The 20,232-nt window shown below is 43.3% G+C and carries 13 protein-coding genes and 2 pseudogenes; 8 read left to right on the top strand and 7 right to left on the bottom strand.

Going from position 1 to position 20,232, the window contains the following annotated elements; all coding sequences use genetic code 11:
- Positions 1–407 precede the first annotated feature (407 nt).
- From AB6E52_RS12625 to AB6E52_RS12655, 7 genes and pseudogenes are all read left to right on the top strand, one after another.
- Entirely contained in the window at positions 408–620 is a 213-nt protein-coding gene (locus AB6E52_RS12625; protein WP_017059802.1) for a DUF1656 domain-containing protein, read from the top strand.
- A gap of 10 nt (positions 621–630) precedes the next feature.
- Positions 631–1,497 carry an HlyD family secretion protein gene (locus tag AB6E52_RS12630; protein WP_017059803.1) on the top strand — a complete coding sequence of 289 codons (867 nt, stop codon included), beginning with the start codon at positions 631–633 and terminating at the stop codon, positions 1,495–1,497.
- Between the two features lie 9 nt (positions 1,498–1,506).
- The gene (locus AB6E52_RS12635) at positions 1,507–2,862 is read left to right on the top strand and encodes an FUSC family protein (RefSeq protein WP_102319722.1); all 1,356 of its coding nucleotides are present in this window, start codon (positions 1,507–1,509) and stop codon (positions 2,860–2,862) included.
- A 326-nt stretch (positions 2,863–3,188) separates the two neighbouring features.
- Complete coding sequence (locus tag AB6E52_RS12640; protein WP_102319721.1) at positions 3,189–4,847, top strand: hypothetical protein; 1,659 nt, start codon at positions 3,189–3,191, stop codon at positions 4,845–4,847.
- Between the two features lie 251 nt (positions 4,848–5,098).
- A pseudogene (locus AB6E52_RS12645) lies at positions 5,099–6,308 on the top strand (carboxylesterase family protein); the annotation flags it as partial.
- A 278-nt stretch (positions 6,309–6,586) separates the two neighbouring features.
- Positions 6,587–7,237 (top strand): annotated as a pseudogene (locus AB6E52_RS12650) (carboxylesterase/lipase family protein); the annotation flags it as partial.
- Positions 7,238–7,321: 84 nt separating this feature from the next.
- Positions 7,322–8,779 (top strand): phospholipase D family protein, encoded by a 1,458-nt coding sequence (locus AB6E52_RS12655; RefSeq protein ID WP_029235238.1) that lies wholly within the window; start codon positions 7,322–7,324, stop codon positions 8,777–8,779.
- Positions 8,780–8,873: 94 nt separating this feature from the next.
- Here AB6E52_RS12655 and AB6E52_RS12660 read toward each other — a convergent pair whose 3' ends face one another.
- The 7 genes from AB6E52_RS12660 to AB6E52_RS12690 all read right to left on the bottom strand — a co-directional run bounded on the left by AB6E52_RS12660 (position 8,874) and on the right by AB6E52_RS12690 (position 18,023).
- Positions 8,874–9,638 carry an aspartate/glutamate racemase family protein gene (locus tag AB6E52_RS12660; protein WP_102319719.1) on the bottom strand — a complete coding sequence of 255 codons (765 nt, stop codon included), beginning with the start codon at positions 9,636–9,638 and terminating at the stop codon, positions 8,874–8,876.
- Positions 9,639–9,866: 228 nt separating this feature from the next.
- The gene (locus tag AB6E52_RS12665) at positions 9,867–11,585 is read right to left on the bottom strand and encodes an autotransporter assembly complex family protein (RefSeq protein WP_102319724.1); all 1,719 of its coding nucleotides are present in this window, start codon (positions 11,583–11,585) and stop codon (positions 9,867–9,869) included.
- Positions 11,586–11,799: 214 nt separating this feature from the next.
- Positions 11,800–13,089, bottom strand: a complete 1,290-nt coding sequence (locus AB6E52_RS12670) for a DEAD/DEAH box helicase (protein WP_017059810.1) — start codon at positions 13,087–13,089, stop codon at positions 11,800–11,802.
- A gap of 200 nt (positions 13,090–13,289) precedes the next feature.
- On the bottom strand, positions 13,290–14,030 hold the full coding sequence (locus tag AB6E52_RS12675) for a DUF1223 domain-containing protein (protein ID WP_102319718.1): 741 nt from the start codon (positions 14,028–14,030) through the stop codon (positions 13,290–13,292).
- A 175-nt stretch (positions 14,031–14,205) separates the two neighbouring features.
- A complete protein-coding gene (locus tag AB6E52_RS12680; RefSeq protein ID WP_017059812.1) occupies positions 14,206–14,394 on the bottom strand; it encodes a hypothetical protein in 189 nt (62 codons plus the stop codon).
- Between the two features lie 313 nt (positions 14,395–14,707).
- Positions 14,708–15,709, bottom strand: a complete 1,002-nt coding sequence (locus tag AB6E52_RS12685) for a TerC/Alx family metal homeostasis membrane protein (RefSeq protein ID WP_017059813.1) — start codon at positions 15,707–15,709, stop codon at positions 14,708–14,710.
- A gap of 574 nt (positions 15,710–16,283) precedes the next feature.
- A complete protein-coding gene (locus AB6E52_RS12690; RefSeq protein WP_102319717.1) occupies positions 16,284–18,023 on the bottom strand; it encodes a bifunctional UDP-sugar hydrolase/5'-nucleotidase in 1,740 nt (579 codons plus the stop codon).
- A 238-nt stretch (positions 18,024–18,261) separates the two neighbouring features.
- Here AB6E52_RS12690 and AB6E52_RS12695 point away from each other — a divergent pair, with 238 nt between their 5' ends.
- The gene (locus AB6E52_RS12695; RefSeq protein WP_102319716.1) at positions 18,262–20,061 is read left to right on the top strand and encodes an ATP-dependent endonuclease; all 1,800 of its coding nucleotides are present in this window, start codon (positions 18,262–18,264) and stop codon (positions 20,059–20,061) included.
- Positions 20,062–20,232 lie beyond the last annotated feature (171 nt).

Raw genomic sequence — 20,232 nt, forward strand, 5'->3', positions numbered from 1 at the left:
ATTTGTTGGATTATTCAAAATAAATAAAGCATCTCGTTGCTTCGAACCGAATATTAAGAACAAAAGGTTTTATTATGTAATCCCATTTGATGGATCAAATCATCACTTTAACTGTTCGCATAGTTTTTGAAGTGCAATTTACATCTTAAGTGATTGTTTTAAATGGATTTATCTTAAACCGGCAAAAGTAGATGATTTTCGAAATCAATTTCAATTAAGTGTTTCCACTTCAAGAACGACAACCTACCTACCGTTGTTTTACTGGCTTACGGCTCTCAACAAAGAGGCAGTTGGCATAATCACCGAATAAAGTTGGATTTTGATGGGTACGATCCTCTATAAGCGATTATCACAATAAATCGAACTCCGTTACCGTTGCATTCATCAAACAAATAGAGAACAGAACCATGAATACCATGCCGCATGAGCTTGTGTGGGATGAAGTCTACTTCCCACCGCTGTTATTGGTTATCGCACTGGCTTACATACTGACAATGCTAACAGGGTCAATCGCGACACGGTTTGGCCTTCATAAGTACGTCGCCTTTCCTGCAATAGCAGAACTGAGCTTGATCGTGATTTTTACTGGCGCTATCGGCCATTTTATTACCATTTTTTGAGGCACTTACTGTGATCAAACGTTATCTCATCACACTTTTATTATTGGCTGCTGCGGGAACTGTGGTTTATAGCTATTACCAGTCGTACTCAAGTAACCCATGGACCAGAGACGGACAAGTCAGCGCTTATATCGTCTCGATTACACCTCGAGTCACGGGTCAAGTCATTGAAGTGCATGTCGAAGACAACTCGAAGGTAAAAAAAGGCGATCTTCTTTTTGAGATCGATCCGAGTATTTACAAGGCGACCTACAGAAAAGCACTTGCGACTCAAAAACAAGCATTTGCCCTACTCGCCAAAGCCAAAAACGAAGAGCAACGCGCGTTGAATTTAGAGAAAAGAACGCCCGGTGCCGTGCCCGTGCTGACACTAAACAACTTGAACAACGCGGTAGAAACCAGCGCCGCAAATGTCGAACTGGCAAAAGCGAACGTAGAAGAAGCACATCTCAACCTTGAGTACACCAAGGTATATGCGCCTACTAACGGCTATATCACCAATCTGAACCTACGTGTTGGCTCTCAAGTTGTCGCGAATTCACCTGTGGTTGCGCTAATTGATGAAGATAGCTTCTGGATTGAAGGTTATTTCAAAGAGACTGATTTAGTCGGTGTCGATGCTCAGGACACTGCTTATGTGACCTTAATGATGCACAACAATGTTCAGCTAGAAGGACATATCAAAAGTATTGGTTTTGGTATCGCGAAGCAAGACGGCAGCACAGGTAATGATTTATTGCCAAACGTGAATCCAAACTTCCAATGGATACGCCTAGCTCAACGCATCCCTATCAAAGTGAAGTTAGACAAAATACCAGAAGACGTACAACTGCGTGTTGGTATGACTGCCTCGATCAAAATAATCAAAAATAGCTAGGTGATTCTTATGTTCACTGCATCGACTAAAGACGCGATTAAAGTCGCACTCTCTATAGTTATCGCAATCTGCCTAGCGTTGTGGTTTGGTTGGGAAAAACCGTATTGGGCTGCGATAGCCGTCGCAGTGATGGCATTGAACGAGAGCTTCGCCCATTCAATAAACAAAGGCCATAACCGGTTAATGGGAACCTTGTTAGGGACCGGTTATGCCTTTTTCCTCATTGCGATGTTTTCACAAGATCGATTTTTGTTTCTAACATTTCTTACCGTGTTCTTGGGCACTTGTATTTTCATGTCTAGTGACGAGAAATACGGCTACATCTTTTCAATAGGATTTACCGTGTGTTCGATTGTTGCTTGTCTGGGCGGGTTTGATAACCAAACCACCTTTCACTTTGCTGTACTTAGACTTCAAGAAACACTATTAGGTGTTGTTGTGTTCTCTATTGTGTATCGCATCGTGTGGCCAGTGAATACTGAACTCAACTTTGTACAACGTTTCGAAACCAGTAAACAAGCGTTGTTAGTTGCGATGGAAAAAACAGACAACATCGACATTGCCGCACTTGAAAGCAACACCGCGAATATTGATAAGCTGTATCAACTTTTAGATCTGCCACTGACCGGAAGCTACCACCTTAAAGAGAACATCCAAACATGGCGCTTGCGTATCGATGAAATGGCACATATCCAAGATACATTACTCAAACAAAGTAACAGCGAATCAGACTTAGATATCCAATGGGCAGTTCTTACTCACAACTTGAAGACGTTCGATGTATTAACACCAGAACAATCTCTTGTTGAGGGTGAACTCAATGTCATAGGTGATCATAAAGACGTGTCTTGGCATCATGCACATCGCACGTTTGTTGAACATTTGAATGAAGATGGGCGCAAAGTGCTGCAAGGCGTGTCGATGTTTATCACATCGCTGTTGGTTTGGATTTATCTTCCAGTTCCAGGTGGTTTCATATTTCCTATGTTAGCCGGTGTATTCTCTTCTATGGTGCCGACCATGCCACCAAGCGTTATTAAGGACGCTTTTTATGGTGTGTTGGGTACAGGGTCGGTGGTTCTGTTGCAATACATCTTTGTGATGCCATTAATGACAGAACTATGGGAGCTGGGACTATTCTACTTCCTTAACATTATGGTGATATGGAAAGTGTTCGCGACACCTAAGCTCATGGTACACCGAATATTGGGTATTAACTTATTAGTTGTTCTCACATCTGGTGCGCTCAACCTCACACCTGTTTATGGAATTGAAACGCCACTTTTGATGCTCGTAAACATTTTGATTATTCTGATGATAGCGAAGTTGTTTACTGATCTATTTAGAGTGAGGGTAGCTGCTTAGAACTAAATGCGCTTAACAACTCACAACAAAACGGTCTGCCAAGTATTTTTACTTCACAGGCCGTTTTTTTATCTATTGAAAATCATTATAAATCAATTGATTAATGCTAATTATTACTAAGTGAGGATAGCGTCCATCAAAAGCGATTAACGCGATCTGCCACCTCCTATTAAAATCCTCTCATTGATTGACGCAATGCATTTTTAGTCGCGACATTCACACTAGCAATCCTAACGGATAAATACATAACAACTGAACACGACGTTCAGTATTACATCGACTGTTTGAGTCTCGAAGGTTTGAGGCCACTCAGCGTGGAAACCGTCATGAGTTTTTTTGAAATACGCACCAGCGCCTGTAAGACCCATACTCTTTCTGTGTTAGCGAGCGCCCTATTACTTACCACCCCCAATTTTGCGTCTGCGGCAGAAACCAATACTTACAGCGAAGTTATGGAAAAAGGTCGAGCACTATTTGACAAATATGGCATCAGTCATGATTTACCAAAGCTAGCAATCAGTTCGCTCGTACAGGGCGAACACCTAGTTGAACACGCACATCGAACCATACAAATTGGCGATGAGGTTCGTGACTCAAGCGTCTATCTGATAAAAAACACAGACAGCAAAGGCAACATCGACCTGCGCGTCAAATACAACCCGCAAGAGCTGGATGAAAACGAAAAACTGATCGATGAAATTGAAGAGTTTACGCGCACTGAGTATCGACTAAGAAATTATGCAGAAAGCTTCGATCCATCGTCAGTGAAAGTCAATGAAAAAGACAACGGCGACGTGACCATTAGCTTCAACTATTCGAAATACGGCTTACCACAAGACATCGCCTATTTCCGTTTCTTGAATGTTGATATTGAACTTGTAGGCGGCACACCAAAACGCATGGTAATCACCAACGACAAGCCATTTAATCTTGGTAAGTCAAAAGTCGATACCTATTACCAAGTGATTGATTTCCAAAAGTTAGACTCTGGTAAAGTCGTTATTGAACGTAAGACAACTAACATCGAGGGTACGTCTAAAACGAAACCGATGACCATGAGCGCTGTAACTGAACCCGTCGCAATTTATGAAGACGACAACGGCGTTAATGTCCTGCATGAAGAGCGTCTAAAAGAAGTTTCAGATCCTCGTATGCAAGAAGCGAGTGTTAAGTTAGATCGAGTATTCCCTTTAATGGGTGACATGGTGCGTCGTCAAGGTATCGATTTGCCATTACCATTCGGTGTTTCAGTTGCTTATCGCAATCAAGACATGAACCTTCCTATGACCGATTACGTGATTGGCGGTGTGCGCTTGAATGACCTGTTCGACCCTGAAGATAGCGTTGCAACGGTTAAAGCAGAAAGTCTTTCAATACGTGGTGATGTGAATATTCTGCCGTTCTGGAATGTATTCGGATATGTAGGAAAGGTAAACGTTGACGCGAATATTGATGCCTCTTACACCGGCGCTGCGGGAGAATATCTACAAGATAAACTCAATAACAAACTACCTGGTCTAGGTGACAAACTGTGCGAGGGCGTATCAGCACTGTGTAACAGTGGGCGTTTAAATGTACCACTGCATCTCGAATATGACTTACGCGGTGCGGGTACAACACTATCTGTTGGTTACAAAGAGTTCTTTGCATCACTGACCGGCACCTATTCACAAACCCGTCTGAAAGGGATGGATGATTGGGGTGACGGCATTGTCACGATTCAGCCAATGTTGGGCTACCAATTAGTTGATTATCGCGCTCAATTCTTCGTTGGTGCTGAATACCAAGGTTTAGATTCACGTATGCAAGGTACTGTAAAGACAGACGATATTGAGTTTGATTACGACGTTGGTGTCGACATTAACCAGTGGGCATTTTTAACCGGAGTCAACAAACAGATTGGCAAGCATTACAACATGACCGTGTTGTACAACAAAGGTGAAACTCGTTCGGCTGTGACATTGAACCTTGGCTATCGCTTCTAGAACGTTTGATCTTCTAGACCTAATAAGCTCTTAGCTCATTGAACTCTGATATCGGTGTAAATCTCACGTTTACTTGCGCCGACATCATACCAACGACATTGCGCCCCCTTGTTTTCAACAGAGAGCAAGTGAAATAAACAACCACGTCAAACGCACCAATGATGGAGCGAATCACCTGATGGAAGGACAGGTTTGACGGTATCGATGCGCTGTTCGTTACTTTACCAAATTTTATTGTGGACACCTTTTTTATGACTATTGCATATCGTTCTCTCATCGCGCTCGCTATTGCGGCCGCTCTTGCTGGTTGTGACACAGACGTTGAACCAACGGTTCCAATGCCAGACAAACCTGAACCTCTCGTACCTGCCCCTGCGGAAACCTTTACTATTCAAATCGGCGACGCAAGTATCAAAGCGACCAAAGAAGAGCTGGTTATTACGTCGAATACCGAAGACGACAAACTGGCTTCAGTTGAGTCTTTTAAAGGCATTAAATTTGCCGATGCAGAGCGTTTTGAGCACAGTGAAATGGTTGATCTTGGGAGTGACATTGATGCGACTACGTTTGGTGATGCATGTCCTCAATTGAAGACCGTTTCACAGACACAATCTGAAGACTGTTTGAACCTCAATATCTGGCGCCCAGTAGGCGTAGATGCTGACGCAGAACTACCGGTTTATGTATTCATTCACGGTGGTGATTTCGAATACGGTTCTGGTGCAGAGCCGCTCATCCAAGGTGATACGGTGGTTGCTCAAGGAAGCGACGATGGTAAGCCTTTCATCTACGTAAGCTTCAACTACCGTCTTGGTCAGTTAGGTACTCAATGGATTAAAGGCGAGAACGAAGATGGAAACTATGGCCTAGGTGACCAAAAGCGTGCCTTGGAGTGGGTACACAATAATATCGCTGACTTCGGTGGTAACGCTCAAAACGTAACCGTTATGGGTCAAGGCTCAGGCGCTATGTCTATTGGTTTCTTGCAGCAAGATGACGATATCGCAGGTCAATATTTCCAACGTGCCATCATGCAGAGCAACCCGTATGGTTTTGAGTATCCTAGCTATGACGTTGCAAAAGATCGCAGTAAGGGTTTTACAGCAAACACTTCGCTTGACGTGATCATGGCGTCGCAAGAAACAGCTTTGGATGGTATTGAACAGCTAAAAAATTGGTTATTGAGTTCGCTATCGGTTTCAGTTTCTTATTTGGGTCAAGAGTTAGAAGTAGGCCCCAAATCAGGAAAGACCCCTATGCAAACACTGATGCCATTTGCTCCTTATCTAGGTTGTGAGTCACTTGCTACCACTGATGAGTCAGAGGCAATATGTATAGAACCATCTAAATCACCACTAAATTCTGATCTTTCTGTACAAACGATTTTGGGAAACAATGCTCATGAAGCAAATAGTTTTGGGATGTTGTTCAGTGTGACCTTTTTGATTCCAACTATCATTGACGAATTTCTTTCAACTGAAGCAATAAAAGGTAAGCGCTCAGAGGCCATTGCCTTAGATGCGTTGAAATGGCTAGATGATGAGCACAATCAAGATCGTTTATTGGCAAGAATAAATAACATGAGTTCTAAGGACGTTGCTGCAAATGAAGGTCTTTCACTCACTGCATATACAGCTGTTAGTGAACTATTTTGGGGGATGGATTCATCTGTTGATATAGGATTTCCTACGCCATTTTGTCTAGCTAAAGACGACCCAATAGAGGTAATCGAATGTATCGTAAAAAATGTAGATATTGAATTAAACGGCCATGAACAAACTAATAAAGTTTTAAACCTAACTGACTTTTTCCCTAATTCAGAATCTAGCTTAGGTGGCGCTTTTGACAACATGAAGCAATTTAAAACCCTGCTAAATGACACCTTGTTCAATGGCCCAGCTCGTTATATGGCAGCAAACAGCGAAGTAGAAGCAACGCTATACCACTTTGAGCACAAACCAAGCTTTAACATGTGGAACTATAAAACAGGTCTAAATGAAGAAACGGGCGAATACGACCAACTGTCAATCATTGATCTATTCAAAACGATTGGTTGCATCAGCGGTGCATGTAACGGTTCAGAACTGCCATTTATGTTCAACAAAGCTGTACGTTTTGATGGAAGCGAAGTAAATCCATCAAGCAAAGATAAAGCCCTTATGAACGAAATGTCGCGTCTTTGGTTTAGCGATGAATTGTTCCAGAGCTACCAGTACAGCGATGCTACCGACAATGTGCTTGTCATTGATGGTGCAGGATTCAGCGACAACAGCACTACCTTCGACTGGGACTATGTCACAAACCCAGGTGTTGATCCTAAGCTTCGTGAAGGTCGCTTAACGGGTCTAGCAGAGCAAGGTCTTATGCCTTGGGACTGGTACCTAAACTAAACATATTCAACACCCTTCCTACTTTAACGGCCAGCTCGCTGGCCGTTTCTATATCCAAATTTTATGTTTAAACGCAGGTTAGTTATGACACTTAGCAAACTAAAAACAGCATGCACAATAATGTTGATTGCTTTGGTCACAGGATGTGCCCAACCTTACCCCGATGTTGAACCTGACTTCGAAGCTAACTGGCAAAGCACAGAACATCAAGCCGAAGTCTATTTGATCCCGAGTGCGCCTGAAGCCTTTGCGCGCCGCATTGATCTGGTTCGCCAAGCAAAACACTCGATTGATATGACTTACTTCTCTTGGGAAAACGACACTCTGGGTCTGATGCTGTTAAACGAGCTGAAACACGCCGCTGACCGCGATGTGGCCGTGCGCCTCACACTGGATGACTTGTTGGTATTCAATGACAAATGGCTTGCGGAGTTGGACTCACACGCCAATATTGAGATTCGACTGTTCAACCCTTTTGAGTCACGTAAAGCTGGCTGGATTGGTCGTGCGCTCAACTTCTCTACTCATCAAAAACAGTTAGATAATCGACTGCATGAGAAATACTTTAACGTTGATCACCAATCGATGATCCTCGGTGGGCGCAACATCGGTGATGACTACTTTGGCTACAGCGAAAGTGCCAACTTCTTTGATATGGATGTGCTGTTTAAAGGCGACGTGATTGCTGCTTTCGACCGAAACTACCAAGCGTTGTGGAACAGTGAGCATGTAGTGCCAATTCAAGAACGCATTAAAATCAAAGAGAAAGAGCAATACCAAGCGTTCACCAAAGCGTTGAACAAAGGTGAAAAGAATCAAGCATTGATCACGTCTGAAGTCGAAAGGCAGATAAAGAGCTTAAACCAACCGAAGTTCATTTCAGCCTCTGTCACGCCGGTATTTGACTCACTGGAGAAACTCAATGACAACAAGCCCTACTTTCGCCAACGTATTGAACACTTGATGAAGCAAAAAGTACCGACACCTTCTAAGGTTATTATTTCTACGCCTTATATGGTGCCAAGCGATAACAAGTTTGTATTCGTCGATGCACTTAGAGAGAGCGAAGCCGAAGTCACCTTACTGACGAATTCATCGGCTTCTAATGATTCGGGCTTTGTGCCTGCGTATTACGAAAAACACCGTGAGACTCTACTCGACAAGGGCGTAAGTATCTATGAGTACAAAAGCCAAGCGATCAATGATGATCACTACTTTCATGTTGATACCTACTACCACAACAAGACAGTAATTTTAGATGAGCGTGTCACCTATATTGGCTCTTCTAACTTCGATCCAAGATCAGACTTTCTCAACGTTGAGTTTGGGGTGTTGGTTGACAGTGAAGAGTTTGCGAAGCAAGTGACACACTACTTAACACGTCAGAAAGAGGAGTTGTTCTGGGCTGTGTCGCGAGAACAATCAGGTGACACCATCTGGGCTTCAGAGGAACAAATCCATACTAAGAACCCGAACTACAGTTCATGGAACAAGGTACCTGATTGGTTATTTCGAAAAATGAATGGCGAGTTCGAGCTTTAAGTGTTCAGCTTCGAATCTTAATTTTCTCCAGTCCAAATGTAAAAAAGCCGCGTAATTCGCGGCTTTCTCATATTTCAAATACACGTATCTGAGCTTATAGACGGTAGGTCATCGCTCTTTGGGCTACGTAGTTCACCATATCAAGCGTTGTGAAGATCGAATTAACATCATTAATGTTGTAATCCACATGTCCACGCTCCACATATTGCTCAGCGAGACGGTAAATATCAACGACACGCTCAGCTACCGCTTCCATAGGATCAATAAAAGTGACTATTGGAAATGCCGTTTCAAGTTGCTTTCTAACCAAAGGAAGTTCCGTGCATCCCCAAATAACCGTATCAACGCCCTTCTCTACGATGGATTGAATCGCTACAGCAAGCAGTGCGGCATTACGCTCAAACTCGCCCGCTTTGATCCCGTTGGTTTCTCGGATTGCTTGTCCACACTCTGTCATCTCACCGGTTACTTCACCATAGATAGCACTATGCACGTTATGCTCTTGCTCAAAGGAATCTGGCTTAACGAACACCAGATTCGCGTCCGTTAGGTAACGATCATAGATTCCCGAATTGTATGTGCCGTTGGTACATAAAATACCAACAACAGATTCAGAGTTCTGCTCTTTGATTTGATCAACGGTGGTTTGAAGCATGTCGACGATATAAACGTTGGTGTGCTTTTGAACCTCAGGTCTAAAGTAATGAGCGGTGTTACAGGTCATTACGCCAAACTGAACATTGGCATGTTCTAAAATGCACGCTGACTCAATCAGTTCAGGCACAGGATCGGTACCGCCTTCGTTAATCACTTCAGATCGATCGGGGATATCTGAGTTTTTCACCACTATCATGGCCATGTGGTCTTAGTCTTTAAGTGCGCCGTGTTCAATTTCTTTCTTGGCGACGATATCTTGGAACAGAGCATCTGCTTCAGGGCCCATATTACCAAATACACCGAATCGTAGCTTTTTCATTGTTTTTACCTTTGTGTTTGCTAAAGCACAAAGGTTATTACGCTCTTTCGATTTACTTGAATCCTATTAGATGGTTCGCATCCTCGCGAGTGCATAAACAGCGTACAAAAATCAGAATTGAGTACCCAAGGAAAAATGAATACGAAATTCGTCGCCTTCAGGCGCATCTAAGCCGTAAGCAAAATCGAGCTTAACTGGCATTAACTGTGAGTTCCAAATCAAACTCACGCCCGTCCCACGCTTCCAATCCGCTTGTTGATCAAATGCATCACCCACATCAAGAAATGCGCCCAACCAAATTGAACGATAGACTTGATGCTGATATTCGAGCCCAGCAGTTAACATATAACGTGCCCCCGTTAGTTCACCATTCTCGTCTCTAGGGGAGATAGATTCGTAACCATAACCTCGCAGGTTTCCATCGCCACCAGCAAAATACCGCAGTGACGACGGCACATCAGATAATGATTTGGCAATGTTGATGCCTACGTTGGAGCGGAAATGGAGCTTCTGCCTGTCACTAATATCCCATGAAAGGACACTGTTTCCTTCCAACCGCAACAGCCTTGAGTCAGAGAACAGACTAGGGTCAGAATACTCGACAGAATAGATGTGTCGATGATTGAGCTCCAACTGATCATTTTTACGATCAACCTGAGAAAAACTGATGCCAGGTAACAGTAATTGCGATTGCTCTTCCTCAGACGCCTGACGGTACTGTTCGTGCAAGTATTTGACATAAATGGTGCTTTGCCAATCACTGTCTAATTGCCAGTAACGTTCGAACTTAAGATCGTTTGTAAAGCTATTGGTGTCTCGATGATCAATTCGTTTCGATTCAAACTGAATACCAAAGTAATCCGTTGTGACTTTCTCTGTGGGGATTTTGTACCCCAACTGAAGTGATTGCTCCTGTTCAGACAAATATGTCTGTGTTTCAAAGCTGTGGCCTCTCCGGTTATACCAAGGCTTTGACCAACTGAGAGAGGCGCGTAAACCGAGATCAGTAGAATAGCCGCCACCGACCTGCACGATATTTCGAGAACTTGGCTCGGCAATGATTTCAATTGGAACTTCTAGGTTGTCATCAAGTTTGTCAAAGTCACCATGTACGATGACACTTCGAAACCATTGAGTGTCTGACAAATCAGATTGCAGTTCACCTAACTTGATGGTGTCAAAATCATCACCTTTTTTAAAGGTGGGTATTTTCTCGATACGAGTAGGGTCAACCCCATCATCAGGAATACTTATAGAACCGAACTTGTAGCGTGGACCACTTGCAAAATACAAGTGTATATTCGCGATGTTCTCGCTAGGAATAACTTCAATCTTTGACTCGATAAACCTGCCGTCAAAATAACCTTTCCGCTTTGCTAAAGAGAAAATCGCACGCTTAGTTTGGTCGTATTCTTGGTGAGACAAAGTTAAACCTGAGCCTAACTTGCTTTGATTGAGTATATTGATGAACTCCGCATCTAGGCTAGCTTCACCTGTTATTTTTACTATCGATTCTGCGATGCGCATGACAGGACCAGAATCGATGTTAATGATCACGTTATCAGAATCATTGAGGTCGATATCGAGCTGTGGGTGATAATAACCATAAGGGTTGAGTGCATCTTGAATACGTTTAGATAGCTTCGTTTTCGATAGCTGTGATGCAGGAACATCGGCTAAAGGTTCTAAATATAATTCTACATTTTCGGTGAGAGTTTTATTAACCCCTTTAACCTCAAATTCAGCAGCACTAGAAGAGTGTTGGGTAAACAGGAAAAATGAAGTGGCCAGCACTAATTGTTTAATCGAGGTCTTCACGCGGTTACCCAATTGCTCAAAACCCGAACAGGTTATGAGCAAAGCGTTAAATCGCCGAATCTCTTATGGAGGACGCTATCCTTCGAACGGCTTATCGGGTTGTTTAACACTGCAACAGTCGTTTATTAACGACTCAAATCCCAGCCCTACAGACACAAAAAAGGCGCAATTAAGCACCTTTTGAATGTCTATTACTTATTGATTTATATGGCTTGCTGACTCAAGATCAGTTGTTGTTCAGCCACACATCTTGGTTTTTTGGAGCTTTCTTCTTCTTTTTCTTCTTGCCAGTACCGGCCGGTGGCGCAACAGGTTTTAGTGCTGCGATCAGTTCAGCTGTCGCTTCTTCATCCACTTCAAAGCCTTCAATTTGCTCACGCTCAAGACGAATCTTGTTCTTCTTCTCGATGATTTTGAAGTGGTGGTAATCTTCGTGATCGATCAGAGATAACGCAAGACCAACTTCACCTGCACGACCACTTCGGCCGATACGGTGCATGTAGTCTGACGGGCTACGCGGTAAGTCAAAGTTGATTACCACTGGAAGCTTCTCAATATCCAGACCACGTGCCGCGATGTCTGTCGCGATCAGAACGTCAATCTCGCCAGATTTGAAATCTTCTAGGATACGAGTACGTGAACCTTGCCCTTTATCGCCGTGGAATACTTCTGCGATGATACCGCGCTTGTAAAGCTTGTCTGCTAGGTGCTCACAGCTGTTCTTTGCATTAACGAAGATCAGAGCTTGGCGCCATTCATGTTGTTGAATTAGGTGTGCGAGTAACGCTGTCTTGCGACCTTTTTCTACTTCGAATACACGTTGAACCAGTGTGCTCGCATTGGCACTTTGAAGTTGAACTTCAATTGGATCGCTTAGAAGCTCGTGAGTCAGCGTTTTAACTTGCTCTGGGAAAGTTGCAGAGAACAACAAGGTTTGTTTTTTGCTCGGCAAGAGCTTCAAGATTGCATCAAGTTCTTCGGTAAAACCTAGGCTTAGCATTCGGTCAGCTTCATCAAGCACTAACGTTTTCACTTTGTCTAACTTGATAGCGTTGCTTGAAATAAGGTCAAGCAGACGACCCGGTGTTGCCACCAAGATATCAGTGCCGCCACGTAGCGCCTGCATTTGAGTGTTTACCGATACACCACCAAACACACAAACCGTTTTAATCGCGCCATTGAAATGCACAGCGTAAGATTTAACGCTGTCAGCCACTTGCTTAGCAAGTTCACGAGTAGGAACCAAGATAAGGCCAGAAACAAAGTTACCTTTGCCTGAACGACGGTCCAGAGGGGCATCTTCATGAATCTTTTGTAACAGTGGAAGTGCAAATGCTGCGGTTTTACCTGAACCGGTATTTGCGCCTGCAATTAAATCGCGTCCTGCTAACACACTTGGAATAACTTGCGCTTGGATAGGCGTTGGCTGTTGGTATTCAAGCTCAGATAAACGAGCCATCAAAGGAGAGATTAAGCCAAGATCAGAGAAGTTGGTTGGTGTAGTGGTGTTAGTCATTAATTGCAGGAACTCAAAGCTAAAATAATAGCGCGCTATATTAACGTATTTCAGCAGTATTACGTAACTAAATCGCCCTTCGCTTCTATTTCACTGATTAATATCCGTCAGAAGCGAAGTTATCGATGTGAGAACCTCGATACTCGCCGTACCAACTTCGTCTAAGAGTATTCCAGCTACACAATTGTCGTGGGTTGCAGTTAGTTCAGCCAACCTGCTACCGTTTGTTCCGGTGCATACGAATTCGGCTCGGTTAACCAAACAGCGACTGCGTCTGGTGTAGCGACAAGTGGCTCAAAATTGATATTAAATTGCCATTCAGACTCACCACGCTGATAACCATCGTAAACCACAACAAAATCATGTTCGAGTTTCTTACCCCTGTTCTCGCCCGCCTTAACGCTGGTGACTTCGTTCATCGCCAATAGAGCGATATGTGCCACATAATCACCTTTGCCTTCGTAACTTACGCTGAACGTATCGCCTTTATGGTTGACCGTTAGCTTGGGGTTATTTTGTTGTTTAAGAGAAGGCAACGTTCTGTCTAACCAGTTAAAGTAACCGCGCCACTCTTTTCCATCGACAACAAAGCCGGGTGTGTAAACCCCACTTGTTACTCCATAAGCTTTGTACAAGCGTTGCTTCTGACTAAACGCCTTACTCGCGAACTTGTCGCCCCAACCTAAGTAATCCCAATAATCGACGTGATAGGCAAGCGGAATAACTTGTGTCCAAAGTTTTGGATGGTCTTCAAAAGTACTGAGGTACTGATCAGCGGGAGGACAACTTGAACAACCTTCAGAGGTGAAGAGCTCGATAACCTGTGCGGGCTGGCCTTCATTACTCCAGGTTTGTGCAAGCGACACTGAGGAATAGAAGCCGATCGGTAAGGCAAATAAACAAAGTTTAATCAATGATGAATTGCGTTTGGCGTGTGACATACCGAGATCCTTGTACAAAGCGAATTGAATGGCGCTCAAATACAGACCGTTATGCCTAGGTTTTTCTTTCAGGTGCTTAGTTTACGAAGAGATTGAGTTTATTTCAGATACAAAAACGCCAGCTTTAGAGGCTGGCGTTTTCTTAAAATTCTATATTTACATGTTAACGCTGAGATTAACGGTTAATACCGATATCGCGTTGCATGTGACCAGATAGGTCGCTTGCGTAGTAACTACGTGGAGAGTTGTCTACGAAAAGAATATCGAAAATGTGTGCAATCAATCCTTTGAAGTTAACCGAGTAGGTTTTCTTATCCATAGAGTTAGGAACAGCGATAGTATTCATTTGTACTGCTTGAGCCATGATTGCCTCTCTATAAATTTATTAATGTGTTTCGTTCTGATGACAAGAATAATAGGTGATCTTTTGCAGGTTAAAAAATGACTAAAATTAGATTTTGGGATTAGTTTTTCTAATAAAACAAACCATTAACAATGCCGCAAAATAGATATGCAGATTATGTGAGTACAAATTCAATATAGTGTTTAGATCATGCATTTAGTACAAATGCCCCGCAAACAACAGTGGCCAATGTCACAGAAAATTTACATAAATAAATTTTCCACTTCATCAGCCACGTGTTCATTATCGACTTTTCGATAAGTTATATTTGTTTTTAATTTACTTGTTCAATGCCTGGCTTCTTCGCATAAACCGACGCTATAACCGCAATCGTCATCGTAGAAACCAATACCGCCAATGACCAGTAAGTTGGGATAGCCCACTCGCTATCAACCAGAAGCATTTTCACACCAATGAACACCATGATGAATGAAAGCGCGGGTTTCAAATAGATGAACTTGTCCATCATACCTTGCAGTACAAAATACAACGAACGAAGACCAAGTAACGCAAACACGTTAGCCGCAAGTACCAAGAACGGTTCTTGTGTTACCGCGAAGATTGCAGGGATAGAGTCCAGTGCAAACATCACGTCCATCACTGCAATCGCACCGATGACCAACATCATAGGAGTGAATGCCCATTTAGCACCCTGTTTAACCATTAATGCAGGGCCATGGAAATCCTCTGTTACCGGCATCACTTTACGAAGTAGCTTTTCAGGCAGAGTATTCACACTCTCCTCTTCGCCCTTGTCTAATGCCAGCTTAATACCTGTACCAATCAAGAACGCAGCGAACACGTAAAGCACCCAGTGATATTCCGCCAATAGCTGTGCGCCTAGTGCGATCATAATTGCACGAAGCACCAATGCACCAATTACGCCCCAAAGAAGTGCACGAGGTCTTAGATGCTCAGGAACTTGGTATTGAGCAAAGATCATCGCAAAAACAAACAAGTTGTCTACGCTAAGGGATTTTTCTAACAAGTAACCCGTAATGAATGACACGGTTGCTTTTTGCGCTGTGTAGTCACTGTTCGGCGCATAAATGTCCCAAAATAGGTAAATCGAGCCAGCAAACAAAAACGCAAGTACAAACCAGAAAACACTCCAGATTGCCGCTTTCTTGATAGTAACGTTACCGCCACGAGTCTGATAGATATCAATAGAGACGAGAATAACCGTTAGCAGGAAAAAGCCCGCATAAGTCGTCATGATTGGCGATGAAAAAAAGGATTCACTATTTGTAGATAATAGAGATTGAGTTGAGTTCATTATTCCTCCGGGCGGAAGAACTGTACAAAGACCTTCCGCAAACAAAGCATATCAAGCGCCATTACGGATCTTGACTGTGATTGCGTTGGTCTCGTTGAAGTGAAATATGGGATTTCACCTTTACATACCGGATAGACTCTTGGCCTAACGAGATGACGATATGTAAACTTGCGCTAACTACTCCCCAAACGCGTGGATAATAATCCTCTGGTTGTGTTTCGTCTATATAAATTTGCACGGAAAAAGCAAAAAAGGAGCAAACGCTCCTTTCTGATTGATGCCACTTTGTCAAATAGACACGCGAATTGATTCTAAGAATAAATTCGCAAGTCAAACACACTATTGCACTGCGTAATGAAGTTGCAAAAAGAGCAATTTACAGCCCTGCGGCAGGTATTAAATACACTAACGCTGACCAAACTGATACCCAACCGACAACCGCTACCGCATCTAACCAATCTTTCTTATCCATGCATATCTCCACAAGAAGGCGACCTGCAGAGATAAAGCATAAACAATGCCAATTTTATAAATAACCCAAAGTAATAGTGTTAAATATCAGTATCAGCTTTAGTTATCTAAAACACTCCATGCAATTCAACGGTTCATTGAGTTGAAGCGACTCTGGGTGGTCTTGCAGAAACTCGATGAAGCAGTCTGCCATAGAGTCAGTGGTGACCGTGCCATCACCGATCATATCCAACACAGCGTTATAGCCCTCTTTGCCTTTCATTGTATAGGCTGACGACGCGCCCCGGTAAATACGGTTGCGAGAAACAGCTTGCCAACCTGAATCATCAGAGTGAATTTCTAGATGGTGAATCCTGTGTCCTATAGGCGCTTCTTTGTGGTAACAAAACCTCAAATTATGTGTATAAGGAAAGCTACCTGAACCTGTGCCCACGACACCATTATCAATCGCGTTATTGATTGCACCTTCAAGCATGCCAGCGATCGTTTCACCTTTTACTTCATACACACCAATAGGTACGGCAAACGGTAGTAGTTTTCCGGCAATATCGGCAACAGAGACATCGCCGCTGTTCAGTGAATTTCTTACACCACCGGCGTTGTGAATGGCAAAGTCAACCTGATGCCCTTTCTTGTTCATTAGATGGTGAAATGATTGAGCAACCAAGGGGGCTAGTTGACTCGGGCCTTTAGCATCTGGAATACGTACATGGCGAAGTTTAGTGTCTGCATGAGCAATCACTTGTTGCTGAAGCTTTCGAACTCGCGGCTGGTATTTATCCGTCAGAATGCTCTGCAGCTCAGGATCTTTCTTACACACTGCAATATTAGGGTGATTGTTTAAAAACTCACACGCCATATCGTGGGCATCGTCTTGCCCTACTTCACTCAGTTTCGCGTCTATAAAGAGTCGACGGCCTAATAACAGTTCGTTTTTACCATTGAAGTGCGTCACTTTGCCTTGAGAATCGAACTCGATTTCGCAGTGTCCTAAGCTCATGGCGTGGAAACCCGCTTGCACAACATAGGTATCGCCAATTTTCACACCGTATTCATCATCTTTAACTAAGCCGATATCAGAGAAATCACCTTGTAAGCGATGACTATGACCACCAACGATGACACCAATACCTGTTACGTTGGCTGCTAACTCTAAATCAGCTTCGTAACCAAGATGGCTAAGTAACACAATCTTGTTGATACCTGCTTGATGGATTTGCTCAATGGTCGCTTTTGCTGTTTCCAAAGCATTTTCAAACGGTGTATCGATATCTGGGTTAGCGATGCCTGCCATCTTGTCGATGCTTAAGCCGAATATTGCGACCTTCTCGCCATCAAACTCTTTCGTTATAAAAGAAGCACTTAGTGTTTCAGGCCGATAAGGCTTAACAATGTCGTTGTCCGCTAGCGTATGAGTTTTATTGATATCCTCATTCGATAGATTCCAGTTACCGGCCAACAGCGGGAATTTGATTCTTTTCGCGAAAATCGCAACGGGCTCATTACCCATGTCTAACTCGTGATTACCGAGCGTCATGGCATCTATATTAAGGGCATTCAACAAATCGGCATTGGCTTTTCCCTTGAATAAGGAAAAGTACAACGTGCCTTGGAAGCAGTCACCAGCGTGCAAGAACAAGGTTCCAACCTTCTGACGCTGGGCATCTTGTTCTATTTGTTTGAAGCGTGTTGAAATTCGAGCAAAGCCACCAGCACTGACATAAGGTTCAATGATGTGGTTGTTCATTTTAAGTGATAGCTGTAACGAGGTTGGTTCAAAGTATGAGTGGGTGTCGTTGATGTGTGCCAACACTATTTTTGTCGGCTTATTCTTTTTAGTCATATTTTCTTCTCTCTTTGTCCCTTCATACTAGGTCGAGAATCATGACAGAATCGTGAATTTTATGAAACTGCACTGCAAAAAAATACTCGAGATAGATCAAAAATCTCATTTTGCACCGTATTAATAAACAACGGGTTTTGTGACAGGTGAGCATACCGGATTTGGATTTTTCGATTATGATTAAAGATATCTGTTAGCTTTCAAATAATTAGCAGAGCCTTCCGTTAGGAGTAAGCCTATGCAACTAGAAAGAATCGAGATTTCTGGCTTTCGAGGTATCAAGCGCATGTCACTCGCGTTTGACGAGCTAACCACGCTTATTGGTGAAAATACTTGGGGTAAGTCTTCATTATTGGATGCCCTTTCCGTCATTCTGCCCTCAGACGGTGTGCCATATCACTTTGAAATGACCGATTTTCATGTCGATTACTCTGTTTCACACCCGCAGTCTCAACATCTTCAAATTGTTCTCGCTTTAAAAGCTAACGATAAGAGCGAACTTAACGCAGGTCGTTATCGCAAACTCAAACCTATTTGGGTTCAAGATGAATTTGGCGTATTTCGCATCTACTATCGCATCAGCGCGACGTTAGAACAGTATGAGACAACAACACACTATGCATTTCTTGGTTTGGACGGTAATCCGCTCAAACTCCATCACTCAGAAAAGCTCGCTCAAGAATTAATGACCTTACATCCTGTGATCCGTTTACGAGACGCAAGGCACTTTGATCGCCCTTTCAACGGAAATTCACTCAACCACAATGCTCACCTGCCGACTAATGTTCACGCTAATAACGGTCACGCTAACAATGCAAACGGAAATGGGAACAACAATCCAAATAACGGGCATGGGAACGGACATAATCACACAACCAATGGTCATGGCACGAATGGAAACGCCAGTAACGGCAATGGCAATGGCCGTCAGGCAAGAATAGAAAAACGAATAGACAACACCTGCCGCCGTCTTATGGCGATACCCGGACATGTTAATAAAGGTGAAATGCGCAGTAGCCTAGAATCGATGCAAAGTTTGATCGAGCACTATTTTTCTTTCAAAAGTACTTCTCGTCGTAACCCTAGAAAACAGCGAGACGGATTGCTTTATTCTGCGGGTACCAATGATCAGAGTATTCATCAACTCGTCGAAGAGACCAAGAACAAACAAACTCGCTTATTATTCATGGGGTTACTTAACGCTTATCTACAAGCTAAAGGGCCAAACGACTTAAGGCGATGTGCGCGCCCTCTGTTGATCCTTGAAGATCCAGAAGGTCGATTGCACCCAACACACTTGGCAAGGGCTTGGAGCTTGATGCAGAAATTGCCCATGCAGAAAATCCTGACCACCAACAGTGGCGACCTACTTGCGGCGGTCCCACTTCAATCGATTCGTCGCTTGGTTCGTCAGTCAGACAAAACCATCGCCAATCAACTCAACATGAACCATTTCAGTAAGGATGAACTTCGACGAATTGGTTTTCATATCCGCTTCCACCGCTCTGGGGCACTATTTGCTCGCTGTTGGCTATTAGTAGAAGGTGAAACCGAGGTTTGGTTGTTCAATGAACTTGCCAACCAATGTGGCTATAACCTAGCAGCAGAAGGTGTGCAGATTATTGAGTTCGCCCAATCAGGACTTAAGGCACTGATTAAGGTCGCGCAAGAGTTTGGCATCGATTGGCATGTGGTAACTGACGGCGATGCGGCGGGTAAAAAATACGCAGCAACGGTGCTATCGAAGCTTGGTAATGATCAGGAAAGACATCGACTCACGGAACTGCCAGATAAAGATATCGAGCATTACCTATATATGAATGGATTTGAGAGCTTTTTCCGTGACATGGTTAAGATTCCATACGATCACCCTATCCCTCCAAAGAAAGTGGTTGCCAAGGTATTGAAGAAACATGCAAAACCCGACCTTGCACTCGCCATTGTTTCTCATTGCGAGAATCAAGGACAAGAATGCATTCCGCTTTTATTAAGGTGGACATTAAAACGCGTGATCACCATGGCGAATGGAAATACCTAAACATAATTTGTTTTATAGATGCTATCAGTTGCTCTACTGATGAAATATTTAGCTAGTCACCTCAACCAAAAAAGGCACACCAAACGGTGTGCCTGTATAAATCGATATACAAATTAATTGGGGGTTATCTTGCAAGAGTTCACAGTGACTAACTAAGGTTAGGTTAACGAA

Source organism: Vibrio sp. 10N.247.311.13 (assembly GCF_041467595.1).
In the GTDB taxonomy this organism is placed as follows: Bacteria; Pseudomonadota; Gammaproteobacteria; order Enterobacterales; family Vibrionaceae; genus Vibrio; species Vibrio crassostreae_C.

Excerpts from the sequence above, each read along its gene's own strand:
- AB6E52_RS12625 (WP_017059802.1), top strand. The coding sequence starts at position 408 with ATGAATACCATGCCGCATGAGCTTGTGTGGGATGAAGTCTACTTCCCA.
- AB6E52_RS12635 (WP_102319722.1), top strand. The coding sequence starts at position 1,507 with ATGTTCACTGCATCGACTAAAGACGCGATTAAAGTCGCACTCTCTATA.
- AB6E52_RS12640 (WP_102319721.1), top strand. The coding sequence starts at position 3,189 with ATGAGTTTTTTTGAAATACGCACCAGCGCCTGTAAGACCCATACTCTT.
- AB6E52_RS12655 (WP_029235238.1), top strand. The coding sequence starts at position 7,322 with ATGACACTTAGCAAACTAAAAACAGCATGCACAATAATGTTGATTGCT.
- AB6E52_RS12660 (WP_102319719.1), bottom strand. The coding sequence starts at position 9,638 with ATGGCCATGATAGTGGTGAAAAACTCAGATATCCCCGATCGATCTGAA.
- AB6E52_RS12670 (WP_017059810.1), bottom strand. The coding sequence starts at position 13,089 with ATGACTAACACCACTACACCAACCAACTTCTCTGATCTTGGCTTAATC.
- AB6E52_RS12675 (WP_102319718.1), bottom strand. The coding sequence starts at position 14,030 with ATGTCACACGCCAAACGCAATTCATCATTGATTAAACTTTGTTTATTT.
- AB6E52_RS12680 (WP_017059812.1), bottom strand. The coding sequence starts at position 14,394 with ATGGCTCAAGCAGTACAAATGAATACTATCGCTGTTCCTAACTCTATG.
- AB6E52_RS12685 (WP_017059813.1), bottom strand. The coding sequence starts at position 15,709 with ATGAACTCAACTCAATCTCTATTATCTACAAATAGTGAATCCTTTTTT.
- AB6E52_RS12690 (WP_102319717.1), bottom strand. The coding sequence starts at position 18,023 with ATGACTAAAAAGAATAAGCCGACAAAAATAGTGTTGGCACACATCAAC.
- AB6E52_RS12695 (WP_102319716.1), top strand. The coding sequence starts at position 18,262 with ATGCAACTAGAAAGAATCGAGATTTCTGGCTTTCGAGGTATCAAGCGC.